At 64.7% G+C, this 22,226-nt stretch carries 18 protein-coding genes and 1 pseudogene; 9 read left to right on the forward strand and 10 right to left on the reverse strand.

Going from position 1 to position 22,226, the window contains the following annotated elements:
- Window positions 1-118 precede the first annotated feature (118 nt).
- On the forward strand, window positions 119-3,718 hold the full coding sequence (locus tag P5W99_RS14055; protein ID WP_421024945.1) for an indolepyruvate ferredoxin oxidoreductase family protein: 3,600 nt from the start codon (window positions 119-121) through the stop codon (window positions 3,716-3,718).
- A 136-nt stretch (window positions 3,719-3,854) separates the two neighbouring features.
- Here P5W99_RS14055 and P5W99_RS14060 read toward each other — a convergent pair whose 3' ends face one another.
- A complete protein-coding gene (locus tag P5W99_RS14060) occupies window positions 3,855-6,137 on the reverse strand; it encodes an NADP-dependent malic enzyme (protein WP_421024946.1) in 2,283 nt (760 codons plus the stop codon).
- A 393-nt stretch (window positions 6,138-6,530) separates the two neighbouring features.
- Window positions 6,531-7,709: an MFS transporter gene (locus tag P5W99_RS14065; RefSeq protein ID WP_434662603.1), complete on the reverse strand. Its 1,179-nt coding sequence runs from the start codon at window positions 7,707-7,709 to the stop codon at window positions 6,531-6,533.
- A gap of 550 nt (window positions 7,710-8,259) precedes the next feature.
- Between P5W99_RS14065 and P5W99_RS14070 the strand changes: the two genes are divergently transcribed.
- A complete protein-coding gene (locus P5W99_RS14070) occupies window positions 8,260-8,946 on the forward strand; it encodes an orotate phosphoribosyltransferase (RefSeq protein ID WP_421024947.1) in 687 nt (228 codons plus the stop codon).
- Window positions 8,947-9,069: 123 nt separating this feature from the next.
- Here the strand turns inward: P5W99_RS14070 and P5W99_RS14075 are convergent, their stop codons facing one another.
- On the reverse strand, window positions 9,070-9,768 hold the full coding sequence (locus P5W99_RS14075; RefSeq protein ID WP_421024948.1) for a response regulator: 699 nt from the start codon (window positions 9,766-9,768) through the stop codon (window positions 9,070-9,072).
- 267 nt (window positions 9,769-10,035) lie between these two features.
- On the opposite strand from P5W99_RS14075, the gene P5W99_RS14080 reads away from it, so the two are divergent.
- From P5W99_RS14080 to argC, 3 genes and pseudogenes are all read left to right on the forward strand, one after another.
- Window positions 10,036-10,638: a YbhB/YbcL family Raf kinase inhibitor-like protein gene (locus tag P5W99_RS14080; protein ID WP_421024949.1), complete on the forward strand. Its 603-nt coding sequence runs from the start codon at window positions 10,036-10,038 to the stop codon at window positions 10,636-10,638.
- A gap of 124 nt (window positions 10,639-10,762) precedes the next feature.
- Window positions 10,763-11,344: pseudogene (locus tag P5W99_RS14085) on the forward strand (flavodoxin family protein).
- A 157-nt stretch (window positions 11,345-11,501) separates the two neighbouring features.
- Complete coding sequence (gene argC, locus P5W99_RS14090) at window positions 11,502-12,449, forward strand: N-acetyl-gamma-glutamyl-phosphate reductase (protein ID WP_421024951.1); 948 nt, start codon at window positions 11,502-11,504, stop codon at window positions 12,447-12,449.
- Window positions 12,450-12,804: 355 nt separating this feature from the next.
- On the opposite strand, the gene P5W99_RS14095 is transcribed toward argC, so the two are convergent.
- Window positions 12,805-13,173, reverse strand: a complete 369-nt coding sequence (locus P5W99_RS14095; RefSeq protein ID WP_421024952.1) for a response regulator — start codon at window positions 13,171-13,173, stop codon at window positions 12,805-12,807.
- Between the two features lie 177 nt (window positions 13,174-13,350).
- Window positions 13,351-14,223 (reverse strand): NAD(P)-dependent oxidoreductase, encoded by an 873-nt coding sequence (locus P5W99_RS14100; protein ID WP_434661215.1) that lies wholly within the window; start codon window positions 14,221-14,223, stop codon window positions 13,351-13,353.
- 115 nt (window positions 14,224-14,338) lie between these two features.
- Here P5W99_RS14100 and P5W99_RS14105 point away from each other — a divergent pair, with 115 nt between their 5' ends.
- Together P5W99_RS14105 and P5W99_RS14110 are read left to right on the forward strand one after the other, a co-directional pair.
- Window positions 14,339-15,121, forward strand: coding sequence for a Mut7-C RNAse domain-containing protein (locus tag P5W99_RS14105; protein WP_421024954.1), 783 nt, complete (start codon window positions 14,339-14,341; stop codon window positions 15,119-15,121).
- Window positions 15,122-15,196: 75 nt separating this feature from the next.
- On the forward strand, window positions 15,197-15,478 hold the full coding sequence (locus tag P5W99_RS14110) for a hypothetical protein (protein WP_421024955.1): 282 nt from the start codon (window positions 15,197-15,199) through the stop codon (window positions 15,476-15,478).
- A 110-nt stretch (window positions 15,479-15,588) separates the two neighbouring features.
- On the opposite strand, the gene P5W99_RS14115 is transcribed toward P5W99_RS14110, so the two are convergent.
- Entirely contained in the window at window positions 15,589-15,816 is a 228-nt protein-coding gene (locus P5W99_RS14115) for a hypothetical protein (RefSeq protein ID WP_421025284.1), read from the reverse strand.
- Window positions 15,817-16,131: 315 nt separating this feature from the next.
- Here P5W99_RS14115 and P5W99_RS14120 point away from each other — a divergent pair, with 315 nt between their 5' ends.
- Window positions 16,132-17,049: a DMT family transporter gene (locus tag P5W99_RS14120; protein WP_421025285.1), complete on the forward strand. Its 918-nt coding sequence runs from the start codon at window positions 16,132-16,134 to the stop codon at window positions 17,047-17,049.
- Window positions 17,050-17,490: 441 nt separating this feature from the next.
- Here the strand turns inward: P5W99_RS14120 and P5W99_RS14125 are convergent, their stop codons facing one another.
- Together P5W99_RS14125 and P5W99_RS14130 are read right to left on the reverse strand one after the other, a co-directional pair.
- A complete protein-coding gene (locus P5W99_RS14125) occupies window positions 17,491-17,967 on the reverse strand; it encodes a CinA family protein (RefSeq protein WP_434661217.1) in 477 nt (158 codons plus the stop codon).
- A gap of 91 nt (window positions 17,968-18,058) precedes the next feature.
- Window positions 18,059-18,841 carry an SIR2 family NAD-dependent protein deacylase gene (locus tag P5W99_RS14130; protein WP_421024957.1) on the reverse strand — a complete coding sequence of 261 codons (783 nt, stop codon included), beginning with the start codon at window positions 18,839-18,841 and terminating at the stop codon, window positions 18,059-18,061.
- 225 nt (window positions 18,842-19,066) lie between these two features.
- Between P5W99_RS14130 and P5W99_RS14135 the strand changes: the two genes are divergently transcribed.
- Window positions 19,067-19,348, forward strand: a complete 282-nt coding sequence (locus P5W99_RS14135; RefSeq protein WP_421024958.1) for a hypothetical protein — start codon at window positions 19,067-19,069, stop codon at window positions 19,346-19,348.
- 9 nt (window positions 19,349-19,357) lie between these two features.
- On the opposite strand, the gene P5W99_RS14140 is transcribed toward P5W99_RS14135, so the two are convergent.
- Together P5W99_RS14140 and glmS are read right to left on the reverse strand one after the other, a co-directional pair.
- Window positions 19,358-20,128, reverse strand: coding sequence for a L,D-transpeptidase family protein (locus P5W99_RS14140; RefSeq protein WP_434661220.1), 771 nt, complete (start codon window positions 20,126-20,128; stop codon window positions 19,358-19,360).
- 238 nt (window positions 20,129-20,366) lie between these two features.
- Window positions 20,367-22,184, reverse strand: a complete 1,818-nt coding sequence (gene glmS, locus P5W99_RS14145) for a glutamine--fructose-6-phosphate transaminase (isomerizing) (RefSeq protein WP_421023242.1) — start codon at window positions 22,182-22,184, stop codon at window positions 20,367-20,369.
- Window positions 22,185-22,226 lie beyond the last annotated feature (42 nt).

Genomic DNA, 22,226 nt, shown 5'->3' on the forward strand with positions numbered 1-22,226 from the left:
CAAAAGAAGCCACGATGGCGAGCCTCGGCCAACGCGTCCACAAGACGCCAAGGTCCCCCGAAGTTCTGGCGATCCCACAACGGATTGAACGGATTGGTTCGATGGAGGAAGACACATAATGAATGCCCCGCTAGAAGCCGGTCAGCGCGCTTCGCTCGAAGCCGCACTCGCTTCCGTCACGCTCGACGACAAATACACCCTCGAACGCGGCCGCGCGTACATGAGCGGCATCCAGGCGCTGGTCCGTCTGCCGATGCTGCAGCAGGAACGCGACAAGGCCGCCGGTCTCAATACCGCGGGGTTCATTTCAGGCTATCGCGGCTCGCCCCTGGGCGGTCTCGATCAGTCGCTCTGGAAGGCGAAGCAGCATCTCGCCGCCCATCAAATCGTATTTCAACCCGGCGTCAATGAAGACCTCGCCGCGACCGCCGTATGGGGTTCGCAGCAGGTGAACCTGTACCCATCGGCGAAATACGACGGCGTGTTTTCCATGTGGTACGGCAAGGGCCCCGGCGTCGACCGCTGCGGCGACGTCTTCAAGCACGGCAATTCCGCCGGCTCGTCGCCCCACGGCGGCGTGCTCGTGCTCGCCGGCGACGACCATGCCGCCAAGTCGTCCACGCTCGCGCACCAGTCCGAACACATCTTCAAGGCCTGCGGACTGCCGGTGCTGTTCCCCTCGAACGTGCAGGAGTATCTCGACTTCGGGCTGCACGGCTGGGCAATGAGCCGCTACTCGGGTCTCTGGGTCGCGATGAAGTGCGTGACCGACGTGGTCGAATCGTCGGCATCGGTGGAGATCGATCCGCATCGCACCCGCATCGTCCTGCCCGAAGACTTCGCGATGCCCGAGGGCGGCCTGAACATCCGCTGGCCCGATCCGCCGCTCGTGCAGGAGGCGCGGCTGCTCGACTACAAGTGGTACGCGGGCCTCGCCTACGTGCGGGCCAACAAGCTCGATCGCATCGAGATCGATTCGCCGCACGCGCGCTTTGGCATCATTACCGGCGGCAAGGCCTATCTCGACGTGCGCCAGGCGCTCACCGACCTCGGCCTCGACGATGAAACCTGCTCGCGCATCGGCATCCGGCTCTACAAGGTGGGCTGCGTGTGGCCGCTCGAAGCCCAGGGCGCGCATGCGTTCGCGCGCGGGCTCGAAGAGATTCTCGTGGTCGAGGAAAAGCGCCAGATTCTCGAGTACGCGATCAAGGAAGAGTTGTACAACTGGCCGGACGCGCAGCGTCCGCGCGTGTACGGCAAGTTCGACGAAAAGGATGGCGCCGGCGGCGAATGGTCGGTGCCGATGGGCAACTGGCTGCTGCCCGCGCACTACGAGCTGTCGCCCGCGATCATCGCCAAGGCTATCGCCACGCGCCTCGACAAGCTCGATCTGCCCTCCGACGTGCGCGCGCGCATCGCGTCGCGCATCGCGGTGATCGAAGCGAAGGAAAAAGCGCTCGCGAAGCCGCGCGTGCAGGTCGAGCGCAAGCCGTGGTTCTGCTCGGGCTGCCCGCACAACACGTCGACCAATGTGCCCGAAGGCTCGCGCGCGATGGCCGGCATCGGCTGCCACTACATGACCGTGTGGATGGACCGCAGCACGAGCACCTTCAGCCAGATGGGCGGCGAAGGCGTGGCGTGGGTCGGCCAGGCGCCGTTCACGAACGACAAGCATGTGTTCGCGAACCTCGGCGACGGCACCTACTTCCACTCGGGCCTGCTCGCGATCCGCGCGGCGATCGCCTCGAAGGCAAACATCACCTACAAGATCCTCTACAACGACGCGGTCGCCATGACGGGCGGCCAACCCGTGGACGGCGTGCTCACCGTGCCGCAGATCACACATCAGCTCGCCTCCGAAGGCGCGGCGAAGATCGTGATCGTGACCGACGAGCCCGAGAAGTATCAGGGCGTCACCACACTCGCACCAGGCGTGACGATCCACCATCGCGATCAGCTCGACGCGATCCAGCGCGAGCTGCGCGAGATTGCCGGCACCACCATCCTGATCTACGACCAGACCTGCGCAACCGAGAAGCGCCGCCGCCGCAAACGCGGCACGTATCCCGATCCGGCGAAACGCGTCGTCATCAACGAAGCGGTCTGCGAAGGCTGTGGCGATTGCTCCGTGCAATCGAATTGCTTGAGCGTCGAGCCGCTCGACACCGAATACGGCACCAAGCGCAAGATCAACCAGTCCACCTGCAACAAGGACTTCTCGTGCGTGAAGGGCTTCTGCCCGAGCTTTGTCACGGTCGAAGGCGGCCAGTTGCGCAAGCCGAAATCGAACACCGTGGTGAGCGACGCGATGCCGCCCGTGCCGAGGCCCGAGGTGCCCGCGATCGGCCAGCCCTATGGCGTGCTCGTGACGGGGGTGGGCGGCACCGGCGTGGTGACGATCGGCGCGCTGCTCGGCATGGCCGCGCACCTCGAAGCAAAGGGCGTAACCGTGCTCGACGTCACCGGCCTCGCGCAAAAGGGCGGCGCGGTGATGAGCCACGTGCAGATCGCCAACCGCCCCGCGGACATCCACGCGACGCGCATCGCCATGGGCGAGGCGGGGCTCGTGATCGGCTGCGACGCCATCGTGACGGCCAGCGACGACTGCGTTTCGCGCATGCAGGAAGGTCAGACGCACGTCGTGCTCAACAGCGCACCCACGCCCACCGCCGAGTTCATCAAGAACCCGCAGTGGCGATTCCCGGGCTCCAGCACCGAAGCCGACGTGCGTGCGGCGGCCGGCGCCGACAACGTCGCCACCGTCGATGCGAACCGCTATGCGCTCGCCCTGCTCGGCGATGCGATCTACACCAACCCGTTCGTGCTTGGCTACGCGTGGCAGCGCGGCTGGCTGCCGCTCATGCACGAGTCGCTCACGCGCGCGATCGAGTTGAATGCGGTGCAGGTCGAAAAGAATCTCGCCGCGTTCGAATGGGGCCGGCGCGTCGCGCACGACCGCGAGGCCGTGGACCGGCTCGTGAAATCGCCCGCGCCGGGCGCCGATGCCGGCGGTGCGAAAATCGTTTCGCTGCACACGCCCAGGTCGCTCGACACGCTCATCGAAAAGCGCGCGCGCTATCTCGCCGCGTATCAGAACGAGGCCTATGCGCAGCGCTATCTGGCGTTCGTCGACGAGGTGCGCCGCGCCGAAGCGAAGCTCGAACGCGCCGATGCCGGCCCGAACGAGCAACCGCTGACCGAATCCGTCGCGAAAAACCTGCACAAGCTGATGGCGTACAAGGACGAGTACGAGGTCGCGCGCCTTTACGCCGATCCGGCGTTCGTCGAGAAACTCAAGGCGAGCTTCGAGGGCGACTGGAAGCTCAACTTCCATCTCGCGCCGCCGTCGTTCGCGAAGCACGACGGAAAGGGCCATCTGGTGAAGAAGCAGTACGGCCCGCGCATGTTCACGGCCCTGCGCGTGCTCGCGAAGCTCAAGTTCTTGCGCGGCACGGCGCTCGATCCGTTCGGCCGCACCGAGGAGCGCCGCCACGAGCGCGCACTGATCGGCGAGTACGAAGCGCTCGTGCGCGAAATCATCGGCGGGTTGAGCGAGGTGAACCTCCCGCTCGCGATCGAACTGGCGAATCTGCCCGACGCGATTCGCGGCTACGGCCACGTGAAGGAGAACAACCTCAAGGCCACGCGCGCGAAGTGGGCAACGCTGCTCGCGAAGTGGCGTTCGCCGGAGAACGGGACAGCGCGCCACGCGGCTTGATCGTGGCTTGATCGTGGCTTGATCGCAAATTCAAAGCCGTAAAAAACGAAGGGCGCTCCGCCAAAAGCGAAGCGCCCTTCTCATCGCACGAGGCCGACAGCACGCCGCCAGCCTCGGCTAACCCGCAAAACCCCGCTTAGCGCGCGGCCTTGTTCACCGCGGCATTCGCAGAAGCCACGGCCGTCATGTTGATGATGCGTCGCACCGTCGCCGCCGGCGTGAGAATGTGCACGGGCTTGGACGCGCCCAGCAGGAACGGGCCCACCGTCACGCCTTCGCCGCCCACCACCTTCAGCAGGTTGTACGCGATGTTCGCCGCTTCCACGTTCGGCATGATCAGCAGGTTCGCCTCGCCCGAGAGCGTGGTGCCCGGGAACGACTGCTTGCGGATCAGTTCGGAGAGCGCCGCATCGCCGTGCATTTCCCCATCGACTTCGAGTTGCGGCGCGCGTTGCGCGATCAGCTCGCGCGCGGCCTGCATGCGCTGCGAGGTCGACGAACGCACGCTGCCGAAGTTCGAGCTCGACAGCAGCGCCACCTTCGGCGTAATGCCGAACTTCTCGATCTCGCGCGCAGCCAGGATCGTCATGTCGGCGAGTTGCTCGGCGCTCGGCACCTCGTTCACGTAGGTGTCGCTGATGAAGAGGTTCCGGCCCGGCAGCATCAGCAGATTCATCGCTGCATAGTTGTCGGCGTCGGCCGCCTTGCCCAGCACCTGCTCGATGTACTTGAGGTGATAGTCGAAGCTGTTCATCAGACCGCAGATCATGCCGTCCGCGTCGCCCAGATGCACGAGGATCGCGCCGATCAGCGTGTTGAACTTGCGCATCGACGCTTTCGCGACGTCGGGCGTGATGCCATGGCGCGCACCAAGCTCGTGGTACGCCTGCCAGCTCTTCTGGAAGCGCGGATCGTCTTCGGGATCGACGATCTCGAAGTCGGTGCCCGGGCGCAGCTTCGAGCCCATCTTCTTCAGGCGCATCTCGACCACCGAAGGACGGCCCACGATGATGGGCTTCGCAATCTTTTCGGTGAGCACGAACTGCGCGGCGCGCAGCACGCGCTCGTCCTCGCCCTCGGCGAACACGATGCGCGCGCAGTTGGCCTTGGCCGCCGCAAACACCGGACGCATCACCATGCCCGAGCGGTAGACGGTCGCGCCGAGCTGCTCGCGGTAGGCGTCCATGTCGGCGATCGGGCGCGTGGCCACGCCCGACTCCATCGCGGCCTGTGCAACTGCCGGCGCGATCTTGATGATGAGGCGCGGATCGAAGGGCTTCGGAATCAGATATTCCGGACCGAATTCGAGCGTGTGGCCTTCATAGGCCTTGGCCACTTCGTCGCCCTGGTCGGTTTCCTCGGCGAGTTCCGCGATCGCGCGCACGCATGCGAGCTTCATCTCTTCCGTGATGGTGGTCGCGCCCACGTCGAGCGCGCCGCGGAAGATGAACGGGAAGCACAGCACGTTGTTGACCTGGTTCGGATAGTCCGAACGGCCCGTGGCGATGATCGCGTCCGGACGCACCTTCTTCGCTTCTTCCGGGCGGATTTCCGGCTCCGGGTTCGCGAGTGCCAGGATCAGCGGCTTGTCGCCCATTTCCTTGACCATCTCGGGCTTGAGCACGCCCGCGCCCGAGCAGCCGAGGAACACGTCGGCGCCCTTGGTGGCGTCGCCGAGCGTGCGCGCTTGCGTGTTGGCGGCGTAACGCGCCTTGGACGGATCGAGATTGCCGCGGCCTTCGTAGATCACGCCCTTCGAGTCGGCAACGAGGATGTTCTCTTTCTTCAGACCCAGCTTCACGAGCAGATCCAGACAGGCGATGGCCGCCGCGCCCGCGCCCGAGCACACGAGCTTCACGCTGCCCAGTTCCTTGCCCACGACCTTCAGGCCGTTGAGGATGGCTGCCGAAGCGATGATGGCCGTGCCATGCTGGTCGTCGTGGAAGACGGGGATCTTCATGCGCTCGCGCAGCTTCTGCTCGATGTAGAAGCACTCGGGCGCCTTGATGTCCTCGAGGTTGATGCCGCCGAGCGTGGGCTCGAGCATGGCGATGGCTTCGACGAGCTTGTCCGGATCGTTCTCGTCGAGCTCGATGTCGAACACGTCGATGCCGGCGAACTTCTTGAACAGGCAGCCCTTGCCTTCCATCACGGGCTTGGCCGCAAGCGGGCCGATGTTGCCGAGACCGAGCACGGCCGTGCCGTTGGTCACGACGCCGACGAGGTTGGCGCGCGACGTGTACTTCTGCGCATCGAGGGGATCGGCGTGGATCGCCTCGCAAGCCGCGGCCACGCCCGGCGAATACGCGAGCGAGAGATCGAGCTGGTTGGAGAGCGGTTTGGTAGGCGTGACCGAAATCTTGCCGGGCTTCGGATTCTGGTGATACGCGAGCGCGCTTTGCTTCAGTTGTTCATCCATTTTCGGGCCTGCCAGGACGTGAGAGACGAGTGAAATTTTATGTTCGTAGGCCCGCCGGATCGCGCGACGCTCAGGCTCTCGGCGATGGCAGGTCCTGCGCACATGCAACAAACAACGCGGCGGCGGCAGACCCGGACCATAGGCGAAACGGCGCGGGCGAAATGGCGGGGGAATAGTGTACACCCCACCATGTTCGCAGCGAGTCGGGGCAAAGACTGATACCGGGAATTTGTAGCGCGCTGGAGTCACTGTCACGCTTGCGACACATCGCCCGGCATCAGGTTGCATCGGGCCCCGCATCAGACCTCGCATCAAGCCCCATACGCACGCCATCAAGACACTCGAGTGACATCGCGCCCCATCTCGATATACCGTCTTCGCGAACTTCAGCGCTTATTCGAGCGCTGCGCCGCGCCGTTCGGGAATCAGGAAAAGCGTCGCGAGAATGTCCAGCACGTAAATCGCCGCGAGCATGCCGAGCGCCGCCGTGAATGAGTAGCGGGCCGCCATCGCGCCGACCGCCAGCGGCCCGAAGCCGCCCACCGCCCGGCCGATGTTGAACAGGACGTTCTGGGCGGTGGCGCGCGCGGCCGTCGGATAGAGCTCCGAAATGAGCGCGCCATAGCCGCCGATCATGCCGTTCACAAACACGCCCATGGCCGCCCCGCCGATCAGCAGCGCGAACGGCGTGCTCAGATGGGTGTAGACGTACACCATCGCCACCGCTCCCACCTGATAGAACAGGAACGTGGGCCGGCGCCCGAAGCGGTCGGCCGCCACGCCGAAAAGCCAGATTCCGAGCGCCATGCCCGCGACGGTCGCAGCGGTCCAGAGGCCGGACTTCGTGAGCGAATAGCCAAAGGACTTCGAAAGATAGGCGGGCAGCCAGATCATGAGCCCGTAGTAGCCAAAGTTCTGCACCGAGCAGAGCACCGTCACGCCAAGACTCGCGCGCGCCGTGCGGGCGTCGGCGACCAGCAGCCGGAGCGCGCGCAGCCATGCGCCGCGCTCGCGTGCAGGCGCCTGGGCCTGCATCCGCTCAACACGCGCCCGATGGGCCACGAACAACTCGGGTTCTTCCACGCTCCGGCGCACGACGAACGACACCACGGCGGGTAACAGGCCGATCGCAAACATGCCGCGCCAGCCGATCAGCGGCAAGAGCCACGGCGTGAGTAGCGCCGCGGCGAGCACGCCCACCTGCCAGCCCAGCCCGACATACGACGACGCTCGCGCGCGCAGCCGGTCGGGCCAGGCCTCGGCAACCAGCGCCATGCCGATGCCGAACTCGCCGCCGAGCCCGATGCCGGCGATCGTCCGGTAGACCAGCAAATCGGCATAGCCGCGCGAAAGCGCGCACAGCCCGGTGAAGACGGCGAACACCAGAATCGTCCAGGTCAGCACGCGCACGCGCCCGAAGCGGTCAGAAAGCAGCCCGAACACGATGCCGCCCACCACTGCGCCCACCAGCGTCCATGTGACGAGCGAGCCGGCCTGCGCGCCCGAGAGATGCAGATCGGCGCTGATGGCGGGCAGCATGAAGCCGAGCATCAGCAAGTCGAAACCGTCCATGGCGTAGCCGAGCACCGAGGCAATCAGCGCGCGCACGGCGTGGCCGCCCACGGGCGCCGCATGCAGGGCTTCGCCTGCTGTATGCGGGACGGCGGCGGGCGCGATGGCGGTATCGGCGGGCGAGAGTTCCGACGACCCGGAAGGGGGTCCGGGATTCGGTTCAGGACGGGAGGCGGCAGTCATTCGGACAATCCTTTGCAAGGCGCGGGCCAGACGAAAACCGGCGTGAGTTTACTGGCGTGCCCGCGCAGCCACAACCAGAGCGACGTGGCCGGCGCACTCCCCGGGCGCACCCCATCCCACCCTATAAAGCCGGCGTGCGCTGTCAGCGCGACTCGTCGGCGAAGGTCAAGTCGGGTAAAATACCCGCCTACGCGCGCAAGAAAAGCCGTCCGGAGCGAGCGAGTCGCCAGAAGCCAAACCTCTGACGATCGACGCCATCCGGGCCGTGCATCGCGAGTTCCGCTGCATGCCGCGCAGACTCGCCGTGCCAGCGCCACCGGGCCCAGCGCCCGCCCTCCTCCGCATTCATCTATCCAAGGATTCGCCCATGACAGGCTACGATCGCCAGACGATCTCGGACGCAACCGCGAAAATGCTGCTCGAAGTGAAGGCCGTGCACTTCAACGCCGAAAAACCCTTCATCTTCACTTCCGGCTGGGCGAGCCCGGTCTATATCGACTGCCGCAGGCTGATCTCGTATCCGCGCGTGCGCCGCGGCTTGATGGAAATGGCTGAGGCCACCATTCTGCGCGACGTCGGCTACGAGCAGATCGACGCCGTGGCCGGCGGCGAAACCGCGGGCATTCCGTTCGCGGCGTGGCTCTCGGACCGCCTGATGGTGCCGATGCAGTACGTGCGCAAGAAGCCGAAGGGCTTTGGCCGCAACGCGCAAATCGAAGGTCTGCTCACCGAAGGCCAGCGCGTGCTGCTGGTCGAGGACCTGACCACCGACAGCCGCAGCAAGATCAACTTCATCAACGCGCTGCGCACCGCCGGCGCGCAGGTGAACCACTGCTTCGTGCTGTTCCACTACAACATTTTCAAGGAAAGCGTCTCGGTCCTGAAAGACATCGACGTCGACCTGCACGCGCTCGCCACGTGGTGGGACGTGCTGCGCGTCGCCAAGGAATCGGGCTACTTCGAAACGAAGACGCTCGACGAAGTCGAGAAATTCCTCCACGCTCCCGCCGAATGGTCGGCGGCGCATGGCGGCGCGACCTCGGCGCCGCAATAAGTCTGCGAGCGGTGCGCGCGACTCGTCCGCCGCGCGCACCGCTCACAAACAAAAAAGCCATCTGTCGAAAGGCAGATGGGCTTTTTTCATGCGCCGCGCAAAACATCATGCGGCGGCGCGCGCTCAGGACGCGGCTTCGCCAGTCACGCCGTCGTCAGGCGCATGCGATGAAAGATTGAGCAGGCCGTTGCTCTGTGCGTACTGAAACAGTTCCGAGTCGCGATCGAGCCCGAGCTTGCGCATGGCCGTGTTCTTCTGAGTGCTGATCGTTTTGATGCTGCGATTGAGCTTCTCGGAAATTTCCTTGATCGTCATGCCCGAAACAAAAAGCCGCACCACTTCGAGTTCCCGCTTCGACAGGATGACTTCCTCGTTCTTGCCGCCGCTGTTGATGCGCAATGATTCGAGCGCCACCTTCACCTGCGGGCTCATGTATTCGAGATTACGGCTCACATGCTGCACGGCGAGTCCGATATGGCTCAGGTCGTCGGACTTGTGAACCACCGCGATCACGCCGAGTTCGCCCAGCCGCTTCAGGAGCGCCGCGTTTTCGAGCATCGTCAGGACGACGATGGGAATATTCGGGAAATTGCGGCGCAAATAGCCGATGAGCGGCAGGCCGTCGCCGTACTGGCCGCCCGGCATGGCGAGGTCCGTGACGAGCACGTCGCATGGCGTGGTCTGCAGCGCCTTGATCAGTTCGGTGGACTGACGGGCACGGCCGACGATCTGAATACCCGGGAACTTAAGTAGCGCATGCTCGGCGCCGAACAAGATCACCGGATGATCGTCCGCGACTACGACCCTGATTGGCTGCTGCATTACCCCTCCGTGGAGACCGTCCTGGTCATCTTTCTTTGTGGTCGGCCAGTTGCCCGAGAAACCGCTCGTTGCCGAAACATCGTCTTTTGCGTGGGCAGGAAAGCAGGCGACTATAGCCGATTTTCGCGCGCGCGCGACCTTCAGACGGCCAAAACGCGTTAGCTTAACGCCTTATTATTGAACGAAGTTCAGTGTGGCACACAATTCTAAACACCCCGTCGGCAGTGTGTCATGCGTCTTTAACCAACATACAGGAGAACTGCTTCCATGCTAGCTCCATGCACCCATGCACGCGCATGTTCCCCGTTGCTGTCCGCCAGGTCTTTGCGCGCCATCGGCGCAGGCCTTACTCTCGTCGCGCTGGCATGCGCGAATGCACACGCGCAAGGCACGTTTGCGCTCAGCAGTGCGGACTTTCGCGACGGCGGACGGGTTGCCGCGCCGCAGGTGTTCAACGACAACGGCTGCACGGGCGCGAATCGGTCGCCGCAATTGGCGTGGCGCAATCCGCCGGCAGGCACGCGCAGCTATGCGGTCACGGTTTTCGATCCCGATGCGCCGGGCCGCGGATGGTGGCACTGGGCCGTCGCCAACATTCCGGCGCGCGTGAATGCGCTGGCCGAAAACGCCAGCGCCTCGGGCACCATAACAAAGCTCGGCGCGCTCGAGGCGCGCAACGACTTCGGCAGCACCGGCTACGGCGGCCCGTGCCCGCCGCCGGGCAAGCCGCACCGCTATATCGTGACCGTCTACGCACTTGGGGTCGACAAACTCGCGCTCTCCGCAGACGGGCCCGCGATGGCGTTCGATCACCAGATTCACGGCGCCGCGCTCGGCAGCGCGCGGATAACTGTTATGTATGGGCGCTGAAATATACGCCTGTCGCACGGTTTGTGCGTAGTCCGGACGAATCGCAGCGACCAGAATGTCACGTGAAGTCCCGGCGCAACCCCAGCGCCCCTTTCGTCGTTCAACCTTTCTGCTGGAGTCGTACATGTCTCGAATCGTCATTGCGTATCACAGCGGCTACGGCCACACAAAAAAACTTGCCGAGGCCGTGTTCGCCGGGCTGCAAAGCGCGGGCGCAGATGCGAAGCTGCTCGCGGTCGCCGAGATCGACGATGCCGGCTGGGCCGAGCTCGACGCCGCCGACGCCATCGTGTTCGGCGCGCCGACCTATATGGGCGGGCCGTCCGCCGACTTCAAGAAGTTCGCCGACGCAAGCTCTAAAGCCTGATTCACGCAAAAATGGAAGGACAAGATCGCTGCGGGCTTCACGAACTCCGCCACGATGAACGGCGACAAGTTCTCCACCATCCAGTATTTCGTGACGCTCGCGATGCAGCACAGCATGATCTGGTCGGGCACCGGCATGATGCCCTCGAACACGAAGGCGGCCACCCGCAACGACCTGAACTTCGTGGGGGGATTCACGGGCCTGCTCGCGCAATCGCCCGCCGACGCCTCGCCCGATGAAGCGCCGCCCGCCGGCGATCTCGAAACCGCCCGGGCGTTCGGCGCGCGCATCGCCGCCGTTACGGCCCGCTGGCTGGCCGGGCGGGCCGCCACGGCTTGATACGGGTTCCTCCCGATTTTTTTCCGGCGGCCGCCGCACGTCGGGCGGCCAACGGTCTTAAAATACCGTTCCGGCGCCGCATGAGTGAGCGCCGCGCGGCTACCCTCGCTGGCGCGGCGGGTAGCGCCCGCAATCCCCGAGTTTCAGAGAGACCGAGATGAGCACGAAAGTTTTTGTCGACGGACAGGAAGGCACGACCGGCCTGAAGATTTTCGAATACCTGTCGCAGCGCGCCGACGTCGAGATCCTGCGGATCGACGAGGCAAAGCGCAAGGACGTCGAGGAACGCCGCCGCCTCATCAACGCGTCCGACGTGACCTTCCTGTGCCTGCCCGACGTCGCCTCGCGCGAGTCGGCGTCGCTGGTCGAAAACGAGCGCACGGTGCTCATCGACGCGAGCACGGCCTTCCGCACCCATGCCGACTGGGCCTACGGCCTGCCCGAGCTGACCCGCGCGCAGCGCGAGCGCGTACGCAGCGCCAGGCGCATCGCCGTGCCGGGCTGCCACGCGTCGGCATTCGTGCTGGCCATGCGCCCGCTCGTCGAGGCTGGGCTCGTGGCACCCGATTTCGCGGCGCACGCCTACTCGCTCACCGGTTACAGCGGCGGCGGCAAGAAGATGATCGCGGAGTACGAAGCCGGCGGCAACGCGAAGCTCATGAGCCCGCGCCCCTACGCGCTCGGCCTCACGCACAAGCATCTGCCGGAAATGGCGTTTCACGGCGGCCTGACAAGCGCGCCCGTGTTCACGCCGATCGTGGGCCCGTTCTACAAGGGACTCGCGGTCACGACCTATTATTCGCCGCAGCAACTCGCGCGCCGCGCCAAGCCCGAAGACGTGCTGGCGCTCTACGCCGAGTACTACCGCGGCGAAAAATTCGTGCGCGTGATGCCGTTCGACGCCGAGGCCAATCTGGACTCGGGCGCGCTCGATGTCCAGGCGAATAACGACACCAACCGCGTCGACCTGTTCGTGTTCGGCAACGACGAGCAGTTCGTCACCGTCGCGCGTCTGGACAATCTGGGCAAGGGCGCTTCGGGCGCGGCGATTCAGTGCATGAACCTTGCGATCGGCGCGGCCGAGGACACCGGGCTGAAGGGCTGAGGCTGCGGCAAGCCATCCAGCATCCCCGGCGGCGGATAACAGCAAAAGACCCGGCACTGCGAAATGCCGGGTCTTTTTGTTTGTGCAGGCGTTGTGCGAAATGCACAGGCAAAAAAAAAAGCCCGCCATGGTTGGCGGGCTGAATCCATATCAGAGGAGACATGGAGGAGACAGAAACAAGTATATCGAACTACTTGGTGCGATGCAACATGTAAAGTAGTATGGACCCTGAACGTTGCTAATAAACAACAAAAATGACGATCAGGATTACCCGGATAGGAATCCACAGGTCCGCGCGGCGTGCCCACGGCCTGCAGGAGCGGTCCGGGATGTCCGTGAGAAACCCCGGCAGCCGCTACTGGGAAACCATCGAGAGAATGAACGTCAACTGGTCGAGTCCCACCGGGCGCACCAGATGCACGTCGAAGCCGGCAGCAAGCGCTTCGTCGCGGTGGCGCGACTCGCCCCAGCCGCTCAGCGCGATCAAAAGCGGCGCACGCGCACCGCAGGCTTCCCGCAGACGCTGCACGAGAGCGGCCGGCTCGCCATCGGGTGCGAGCGACAGCGCGACGATCGCCACGTCCGGCACGAAACGCGCAGCGGCTTCGGCGGCGGCGTCGAGTGTTTTCGCCATGGCGGTCGCGTAGTGCAGGTCGGCCAGCAACGTGCCGAGCCCTGCCAGCGACTTCTCGTCATGATCGGCGATCAGGATGCGCGTCTCCATCCGCCGTCTCCATTCCCACTGGTTCCACTGATTTGCATCGTTCCCCGTACGCTCGCGTGGCGCGGAGCCTTGCCGTCAACCCTTGTCCAAGCGCCTTATTCGTCCCACATTATCCCCCCGCGCCGGTCCTCGCTGTGTGCGTCAGCGCGCGAGCCCCGAGGATTTTGACCGCGCCGATCAAGCACGCCCCGCCCGGCGCGCCGCAACCTTGCCGAGCACCGCGAAATCGCTTTCTCCGTCGCCGTGTGCAACGGCATCGAGCAAACTGTCGCGCAGCACGCTCGCGACGGGCAGCGGCGTCGCGACCGCGTCGGCGGCCTCCAGCGCGAGCCGCACATCCTTCAGGCCGAGGCGCGCCTTGAACTGCGCCGGCTCGTAGCGACCCTCCGCGATCATGCCGCCATAGCCCGCGTAAACGGGTCCCGGAAACGGCCCGCCCGTGACCACGTCGAGGAAATCGCGCATCGCCACGCCGTGGCCGCCCAGCAGCGCCGCCGCCTCGCCGAGCGCCTCCACTGCCGCCGCCAGCATGAAGTTCGCGGCCAGCTTCATCACGTTCGCCTGTTGCGGCAGCGCGCCGATGCGCCAGGTCTTCTGGCCGATGGCGTCGAAGAGCGGTTGCACGCGGTCGATGGCTTCGGCGGCGCCCGCCGCGATGATCGTCAACTTCGCTGCCGCGGCGACGTCGGGCCGGCCGAGCACGGGTGCCGCTACATAGTGAAGGCCCAATTCCGCGTGCTCGCGCGCGAGCGTCTCGGCAAGCGCGACCGAAATCGTCGCCATGTTCACGTGCACGAGACCGCGAGGCGCGTGCGCGAGCAGCGCGGCGTCAAACACTTCGCGCAGCGCCGCGTCGTCGGCGAGCATGGACATCACGGCGTCGCCGCCGAACGCCTCGGCCGGGGACGCGACCACGCGCGCGCCCGCGTCGGCCAGCGCCTGCGCCTTCGCCGGCGTGCGGTTCCAGACGCGCACCGTGTGCCCGGCCTTCAGCAAGTTCGCGACCATCACGGCCCCCATTTCTCCAAGGCCGATAAAGCCGATATCCATCGCCTGCTCCTCGTGGTGAAAAACGCGAGTAGAACACAGTACGCCCGCCGCCGCAGTGCATCTTGCAGCACATCCGGGCACCACCCGGCGCACGCGCCGGTGCGATACTGGCGCCATGGTCACCGCCACTTTCCGCTTCTACGAGGAGCTGAACGATTTTCTCGCGCGGCCGCTGCGCCGGCGCGCGTTCAGCTGCGCGTGCGCGCGCGATGCCACGGCGAAGCACATGATCGAGGCGCTCGGAGTGCCGCACACCGAAGTGGAACTGATCCTCGTGAACGGCGAATCGGTGGGATTCGATCATCCGCTCGCGGATGGCGACCGCGTGGCCGTCTATCCGAAGTTCGAGGCGCTCGACATCCGGCCCTTGCTGCGCGTGCGCGCAAGCCCGCTGCGGGAGCTGCGCTTCATCGCCGACGCCCATCTGGGCGGCCTCGCGCAGCTATTGCGGCTAGTGGGATTCGACACGCTTTACGACAACCATTTCGCCGACGACGCCATCGAATCGCTCGCCCTGACCGAACACCGCATCGTCCTTACACGCGACCGCGAGCTGCTCAAGCGGCGCAGCATCACGCACGGCTGCTACGTGCGCGCGCTCAAGCCGCGCGCGCAGCTCCACGAACTCTTCGAGCGGCTCGATCTCGCTGCGAGCGTGCGGCCGTTCCGGCTCTGCCTCGCATGCAACGCCCCGCTGCGCCACATCGCGCGCGCCGAGGTGCGCTCGCGCGTGCCCGCCGGCGTGTTCGAGCGGCATACGCGCTTCGTCACTTGCGACGTCTGCGAGCGGGTATTCTGGGAGGGTTCGCACTGGCAGCGCATGCGTGCGCTGATCGACGAGGTGCGTGACAACACCAACGTCGGCAACGGCAATCACAACGGCAGCGCGGCACCTTGATGCGCCCCGCCGCGATGGACGCGCGCGGGCGTTTGCGTACAATGCGCGCCACTGCCCAAACTCGGAGCCGAACCCATGGCCATGAAGAAATTCGACCTTGAAAAAAACAAGGCGCTCAAACTGATGCAATCGACTCACAAAGCCGGCCCCGACCGCTTCGGCAAGGACTCGGCGCCAGCGGCGCTCGACCGCCGCGAGCAGCGCAAGCTCGATCAGGCCGCCGGCCTCGTGCCGTTTGCGTGCAAGCTCAACGCCGATCTGGTGGAAAAGCTGAAAGTTCGCGCACAAAGCCATCCGCAGGGCATGACCGGTCTTTTGACGGAATTGCTCGAAGCCGGGCTCGCGCATGACGCGTGAAATAAGCGCCATATAAAGCACCCCAAACGGGGACAAAAAAGCCAGGGCACGTGCCCTGGCTTTTTTCTTTCCATCTGCCGCGCCCGTTGCCGCGCGGCCCGACGAATGCTTTAGTTCGCCGTGCCCTTGCCGCTCGTGCCGGCGGCCGAAGCAGCTTCCTCAACCGGAGCGCGCTTGCCGTGGTGCTTGAGCGTCTTGTGTTGCTTCTTGGTCTTGGCCTTGGCCGGAGCGCTGGCTGCGGGTGCTGCTGCAGCGGCACCCGATGCTTCCTGAGCAAAAGCCTGAGCCGAAATCAGTGCGACGGATGCTGCGATGAGCGAGGCGAGAATCTTTTTCATCTGTTGTTCCCCAAACCTGGTATGACCGGCACGTTGTGAATTGAGCATTGCAATACGGCGAAACGGCCCGCTGGCCGATCTGGGCGGGCGATTCGCGCGAAGCAGTATCACGCAGCGTAGGCCGTTTGTCATCCGTAATTGGACCAGTGTATTTTCGGTGAGACATTTTGCTTTCAATTCGGATACGATCGAGGTTTCGCACGGATGTTCACCTTGCGGATCTGCCTCCATGGCAGAGTCACACCAGAATCGAGAATTCCCCGCTTGAAATCCCGCTTGAATCCCGCCAGTCACCACCTGCGCGCCAATCTTCTGATGTTGGCCGCCGCCATGATTTGGGGCTCCGCGTTCGTCGCCCAACGACTGAGCCTCGATACCATCGGCCCATTCCTCTTCACCGGCCTGCGGTTCCTGCTCGGGGCCGGTGTCGTATCGGCATTTGTCGTCGTGATGTACCGGCTGCAGCACATGCGCCAGGGACTCGACCAGGCCGACCACGTTTACAAGCCCCGAATCGATACCGCGCTGCTGCGCTCCGGTGCGGTGCTCGGGCTCGTGCTCGCCGTGGCCATCTCGTCGCAGCAAATCGGCTTGCGCTATACGAAGATCGCCAATGCCGGGTTCATCAGCTCGCTCTATGTCGTCATCGTGCCCATGCTGGGCGTGCTGCTGCGTCATCGCACCGGCCCCGGCACATGGATCGGCGCGGCTCTCGCGACGGCCGGACTCTATCTGCTGAGCATCAACGAGCATTTTTCGATCATGTACGGCGACTGGTATCAGCTCGGCTGCGCGCTCGTCATCTCCATTCAGGTGATGCTCGTGGGCCATTACGCGCCGCGCCATGACCCGCTCTTGCTCTCGATCGTGCAGTTCGTCGTCTGCGGGCTGGTTTGTCTCGTCATCGGCGTGGCGATCGAGCCCATGCATTTCGCCGGCATCGTCCGCGCGGCGCCCGCCATTCTCTATGGCGGCGCGCTCTCCGTGGGCGTGGGCTACACGATCCAGGTAGTCGCGCAACGCGACGCGGCGCCCTCGCACGCCGCGGTGATCTTCAGCATGGAAGGCGTGTTCGCGGCGCTCGCGGGCTGGATCGCGCTTGGCGAGACGCTTAGCACTCGCGCGCTCGTGGGTTGCGCGCTGATGCTCGCAGGGCTGCTTGCCTGCCAGTTGCTGCCAACCGCGCGCGAACGCGTCGATGCGCGCGAGCCCCAAGCGACCGAATCCGCGTGAGTACGTGCTAAAAAGCGTACGCCGGTTTCGTCTGCTCGATTCATCGGATTAATGCGGTTTCCCGCACTGGCCTGCGAATCTTCATCGCCAAACAGCGTCGCCTTCGGGCGGCGTTTTTTTTGCCTTCAACGATGGTGTGGATATCACGTCGCCCCCCAGGTTATCCACTCCAGGCTCTGGACAAGCTGGGGATGACCTGGCGAATGATCTGTGGATCACTTCTTGATAACTCCCGGCTGTTCATCAAAGGCCAAAAAGTTATCCGCGCAGTTCGAAATGCATACAGAAATTGTCCGCATGCCTGTCCGGATTGCATCGAATTGAACCGAATAAGAAATACCGCGTTATCCACAGGAAATGCCAGGGCTTGTTAACTATTACTACGTATACATATATAAATTCATAACTCTTATTGAATAACGCGCGCCGTCAGATGCGGCCTCAGCATGCATACGCCTCGACAAAGCGCGGCAGTCCCAGCAACGCACGACGCGCAACAGAACGCCGGAGCTCCGGGCGACGCCCCGAAAAGAGCACGGTCTCGCTCGCGGACACCACCTGGTCCCCCTGCATGCACGCCCATGCAAAGCAATGCGCAACGCTCGCCCTGCCCTCCTGCTCCGGCGCCGGCCATCCAATGCTTGCAAGTACAACATTCGCATGTCCGGCGCGTTGCGCGAGCAACGCTTCGGCCAGCGCACGGGCAAGCGGCTCATCGGGCTTCGCCCTGCCCGCTGCGCCGGGCAACCCCGCCAAAGCCGCGTGCGTATGCGCGACGACGCCGATATCCAGGCACCCGACAGCGCCTGCCGCATCGGCGAGCATGCCCGTGATGGCTCCGGCGGTGCCGGTTTCGATGCTCGCGAGCACGAGCGAGCGCGAACGCAGATAACCGACGATCTGCTTCGATATGTTCATGGTTCGTGGAACCTTCGTAAGTGCAAGCAACAAAAAGGGCGTGCAGCCGTTCAGCCAGCACGCCCTCGTGGCGATCCAGATCGCGGCTGCGTCAGCTGCCTTCCATCATCTGCTCGATGGCGGGTTCGAGCTTGCTCAAGCCGACAGTCGCAGGCTCCTGCTCGACCACGCCGAAAAACTCGGTGCGCTGCGGCGCGGGGTCGACGAGCATATTGCGCGCGTAACAGCCGTAGCGCGTGGGCGGCAGCAGCCGCTCGGGCGGAATGACTTCGAACGCCGTGCCAACGGCGATGAACAGATCGTCGTCGGTCATGGCCTGCTGAATGCGCCAGAGCGTCTGATATTCGGGCGCGGCCTCGTTGAAGAACACGACGCCCGGCTTCACGCTGTCCACCTGGCCGCACGACGGACAGGCCGCGCCCGGATCGAGCTTCGCCCCGACGCTCGGAAAGCGGTAGTCGCAGTCGGTGCAGAGCAGCGAGATCATGTCGCCGTGCAGATGCGTGATCTGGCGCGCGCCGGCCTGCTCGAGCATGTCGTCGATGTTCTGCGTGACGAGATGCACGCGCTCGGTGCCCCACGTGTTTTGCCACTGCGCGAGCAGGCGGTGGGCTTCGTTCGGGCGCGCGCCCGAGCATTCGGCGATGCGCTGGTTGTAGAAGCGAAATACCGCGGGCCGGTTGCGGCGCCACGTGTGGTAATTGCAGACCTCGTCGATGCTCGCATGCGTCCAGATACCGTCGCCGGTGCGGAACGTCGAAATGCCGCTTTCCGCCGAGAGCCCCGCGCCCGAGAACACATACAGGCGAGGCAAGCGCGCCTGCTGCGCGCGTTGCTGACCCGGTCGTTGCCGGACTTGCTCAAAATCGGCCACTTTCATCTCCTGAATTCGATCGGAGCCATTATGACCGTGCATTCGGGCTTTCGTCAGGAGGCGGCGGGACCGGTGGGAGCAAACGGGGCACAACCGGTTTTTTTACAGACGGTTACAGCAGAGCGCATGCCGTTTCACCTTGGAGCGATTCCAGTGTCTAGTATCCGGGCATCCGCGGGCGCCTCGCTGCGCCCGGACACACGATACAAAAGACGAGGAAGCACCATGAAACGCGCACTGATTCTTTCCGCTCTCGGCGTGGCACTGGCGGCGGCGTGCGGCGAGGCGTCGGCGCATACCGACCTGAGCGTGATGCTGGGCGTCCCGGCGCCGGTCTACGCGGCGCCGCCGGAGGTGGTCTACGAGCAGGCCCCTGTGGCCTACGCTGCGCCCGCCTATGGCTACGGCTATGGTTACAGCGAAGATGACGACTGGGACCACCGCTGGCGCGACCACGGCCGTCATCGCGGCTGGTACAAGCACCATCGCGAAGACGACGACAATTAAGCCGCTGCATCAACTGCGGTATGTGTAGACTTTGTCGCCCGGTTTGAAGGTTTCCCACATCCGTTGCATCACGGCCTCGGAGCCGACGCCCATGCAGCCGTGGCTAAAGCCGTCATAACCCTCGCGCTGGAAATCATAGGAGAGGTGAAATACCTGGCCTCTGCGCGAATCCTTGTCCCAAGCGATAAACATCGCATAGGGCATGGGGGTGCCATAAAGACTGGAGACGTGATGGCGCGATTTCCAGTCGATTCGCCCATGGCCGTCCCCGGTGGCGAAGCTGCCGCCTCGCCCATCGCCGGGGCGGAAGGGGAAAGAAAACTGCGGCGCCCCGTTGATATAGGCCGTAGCCACATAGGTGGTCTTGTCGGCGCAGATGATCCGCTTTGCCGTGGTGCAGATCCTTGGGGCGGAGGCCGGGGTAGCTGCGGTATCGAAAGAGAATCCGTCGGGCAGCGCCGGCGAAGTTTCGCCTGCGTGGGGCTCCTGAGTTCCATTGGCGGTCCACTTCGTCGTGGCCGCATTCTGGATGGCACGGATCGCGTCCGGCATGGTCATGGAAGATGCGGCGGCGCTCGGCGGGGCCACGGTCGCCTCCGCGACAGCCCGCGCCACAGGTACGGGCTTTGCCGTAGCCAGGGTGCGAGTCGTGTCGATGGCTGCATCGACGTCATCCTGACGGCCCTCGCCCGATACCGTGGCCGCTATGACGATACCCATGCCGGCAATCAGCACGGATCCATATCCGATCAGGCGCTTCACCCCTACGCGTGATTTCACCACCGTTCTCCGCAATCATTCACGGGTCCATTACCAGGACTCTCAGGACCCCGAGCGATTCTACGCGACGCGACGCGAAGATTACTGTCTTGAAAGACTTCAGGTGACGCACTGACGCCTTCCGTCAAATGTGAAGCGGGATCTCAAATCGCCGCACGTAAAAAAAGGCCGGACACTCGTTGAGCATCCGGCCTCGTGATGGACGTGTCAGCGACACGTCACCGCTCATTCCACGCGCTTATTCCACCGTCACCGACTTCGCGAGATTGCGCGGCTTGTCCACATCCGTGCCGCGCGTGCAGGCCGTGTGATACGCGAGCAGTTGCAGCGGCACCACGTGCAGGATCGGCGAGAGCAGACCGTAGTGTTCCGGCATGCGGATCACGTGGATGCCGTCTTCGCTGGCGATATGCGTATCCGCGTCGGCGAACACGTACAGATGGCCGCCGCGCGCGCGCACTTCCTGCATGTTCGACTTGAGCTTCTCCAGCAGCGCGTCGTTCGGCGCCACCGTCACGACCGGCATCGCCTCCGTCACCAGCGCGAGCGGCCCGTGCTTCAACTCGCCGGCCGGATACGCCTCGGCGTGGATATACGAGATCTCCTTGAGCTTGAGCGCGCCTTCGAGCGCGATCGGGTAATGCAGCCCGCGCCCGAGGAACAGCGCGTTTTCCTTGCGCGCGAACTCCTGCGACCACGCGATGATCTGCGGCTCCAGCGCCAGCACGCCATTGAGAGCCGCCGGCAGGTGGCGCAGCGCCTTCAGGTACGCATCCTCCTGCTGAGCATTCACGTGGCCGCGCAGCTTGCCCAGCGTCACTGCGAGAACGAACAGGCCCACCAGCTGCGTCGTGAACGCTTTCGTCGACGCCACGCCAATCTCGCGCCCCGCATGCGTGAGGAACTTGAGCTCCGTGAGGCGCACCATCGCGCTCGTCGCTACATTGCAGACCGCCAGCGTGTGCTCCATGCCCAGCGACTGCGCGTGCTTGAGCGCCGCGAGCGTGTCCGCGGTTTCGCCCGACTGCGAGATCGTCACCACCAGCGCGCGCGGATTGGGCACCGACTCGCGGTAGCGGTACTCGCTTGCGATCTCCACTTCGGTACGGATCTTCGCGACTGACTCGAGCCAGTACTTCGCGGTCAGGCCCGCATAGTAGCTCGTGCCGCACGCGAGAATCAGGATGCTGTCGATGCCCCTGAACACCTCGCCCGCGTTTTCGCCGAACTGCACGGGATCGAAGGCGGCATCGGCGGGAATCGTGTCGGAGATCGCGCGCGGCTGCTCGAAGATCTCCTTTTGCATGTAGTGGCGATACGGGCCCAGCTCGACCGCGCCGCTATAGGCCTGCACGTCGCGCGCCGCGCGCTCGGCGGGCTTGCCCGCGCGGTCGACGATGCGCACGCCCTCGAGCGTGATCTCGCACACATCGCCTTCTTCCAGATAGCTGATGCTCGTCGCGCTGCCCGCGATCGCGAGCGCGTCCGAGGCGATGAAGTTGCCGCCCTCGCCATGGCCCACCACGAGCGGCGAGCCCGCGCGCGCGCCCACCACGGTGTGCGGCTGGTCCTTGTGCACCACGCCGATCGCATAGGCGCCCGCGAGCTGCTGCACCGCCTCGCGCACGGCGGCGAACAGATCGCCCTTGTAGAGGCTGTGAATGAGGTGCGCGATGACTTCGGTGTCGGTCTGCGAGACGAACTCGTAGCCCTTGCCGCGCAGCGTCTCGCGCAGCGACTCGTAGTTCTCGATGATGCCGTTGTGCACGATTGCGAGCGTGTTGCGCGAGAAGATCGGGTGCGCGTTGTTCACCGTGGGTGCGCCGTGCGTGGCCCAGCGCGTGTGCGCAATGCCCGTGACGCCTTCGAAGCGCGCTTCGCGCACCTGGTCGTCGAGCTCGGCCACGCGCGCGACGCTGCGCATGCGCTGCGGGCCTGCGGCCGTGACGATGGCCACGCCGCACGAGTCGTAGCCGCGGTATTCGAGCCGCCGCAGGCCTTCGATGAGAACGGGGACGATATTACGAAGCGCAACTGCGCCGACGATGCCGCACATGGAGTTCGATCCTTTGCAATGAGAGACGGGGCGCCCGATGGA

It is taken from the genome of Paraburkholderia sp. A3BS-1L (assembly GCF_051125215.1).
In the GTDB taxonomy this organism is placed as follows: domain Bacteria; phylum Pseudomonadota; class Gammaproteobacteria; order Burkholderiales; family Burkholderiaceae; genus Paraburkholderia.

Excerpts from the sequence above, each read along its gene's own strand:
- P5W99_RS14095 (WP_421024952.1), bottom strand. The coding sequence starts at position 13,173 with ATGGAGACGCGCATCCTGATCGCCGATCATGACGAGAAGTCGCTGGCA.
- P5W99_RS14060 (WP_421024946.1), bottom strand. The coding sequence starts at position 6,137 with ATGGATGAACAACTGAAGCAAAGCGCGCTCGCGTATCACCAGAATCCG.
- P5W99_RS14100 (WP_434661215.1), bottom strand. The coding sequence starts at position 14,223 with ATGGATATCGGCTTTATCGGCCTTGGAGAAATGGGGGCCGTGATGGTC.
- argC (WP_421024951.1), top strand. The coding sequence starts at position 11,502 with ATGAGCACGAAAGTTTTTGTCGACGGACAGGAAGGCACGACCGGCCTG.
- P5W99_RS14120 (WP_421025285.1), top strand. The coding sequence starts at position 16,132 with ATGTTGGCCGCCGCCATGATTTGGGGCTCCGCGTTCGTCGCCCAACGA.
- P5W99_RS14080 (WP_421024949.1), top strand. The coding sequence starts at position 10,036 with ATGCTAGCTCCATGCACCCATGCACGCGCATGTTCCCCGTTGCTGTCC.
- P5W99_RS14105 (WP_421024954.1), top strand. The coding sequence starts at position 14,339 with ATGGTCACCGCCACTTTCCGCTTCTACGAGGAGCTGAACGATTTTCTC.
- P5W99_RS14110 (WP_421024955.1), top strand. The coding sequence starts at position 15,197 with ATGGCCATGAAGAAATTCGACCTTGAAAAAAACAAGGCGCTCAAACTG.
- P5W99_RS14075 (WP_421024948.1), bottom strand. The coding sequence starts at position 9,768 with ATGCAGCAGCCAATCAGGGTCGTAGTCGCGGACGATCATCCGGTGATC.
- P5W99_RS14135 (WP_421024958.1), top strand. The coding sequence starts at position 19,067 with ATGAAACGCGCACTGATTCTTTCCGCTCTCGGCGTGGCACTGGCGGCG.
- P5W99_RS14115 (WP_421025284.1), bottom strand. The coding sequence starts at position 15,816 with ATGAAAAAGATTCTCGCCTCGCTCATCGCAGCATCCGTCGCACTGATT.
- P5W99_RS14055 (WP_421024945.1), top strand. The coding sequence starts at position 119 with ATGAATGCCCCGCTAGAAGCCGGTCAGCGCGCTTCGCTCGAAGCCGCA.
- P5W99_RS14125 (WP_434661217.1), bottom strand. The coding sequence starts at position 17,967 with ATGAACATATCGAAGCAGATCGTCGGTTATCTGCGTTCGCGCTCGCTC.
- P5W99_RS14070 (WP_421024947.1), top strand. The coding sequence starts at position 8,260 with ATGACAGGCTACGATCGCCAGACGATCTCGGACGCAACCGCGAAAATG.
- P5W99_RS14065 (WP_434662603.1), bottom strand. The coding sequence starts at position 7,709 with ATGGACGGTTTCGACTTGCTGATGCTCGGCTTCATGCTGCCCGCCATC.
- glmS (WP_421023242.1), bottom strand. The coding sequence starts at position 22,184 with ATGTGCGGCATCGTCGGCGCAGTTGCGCTTCGTAATATCGTCCCCGTT.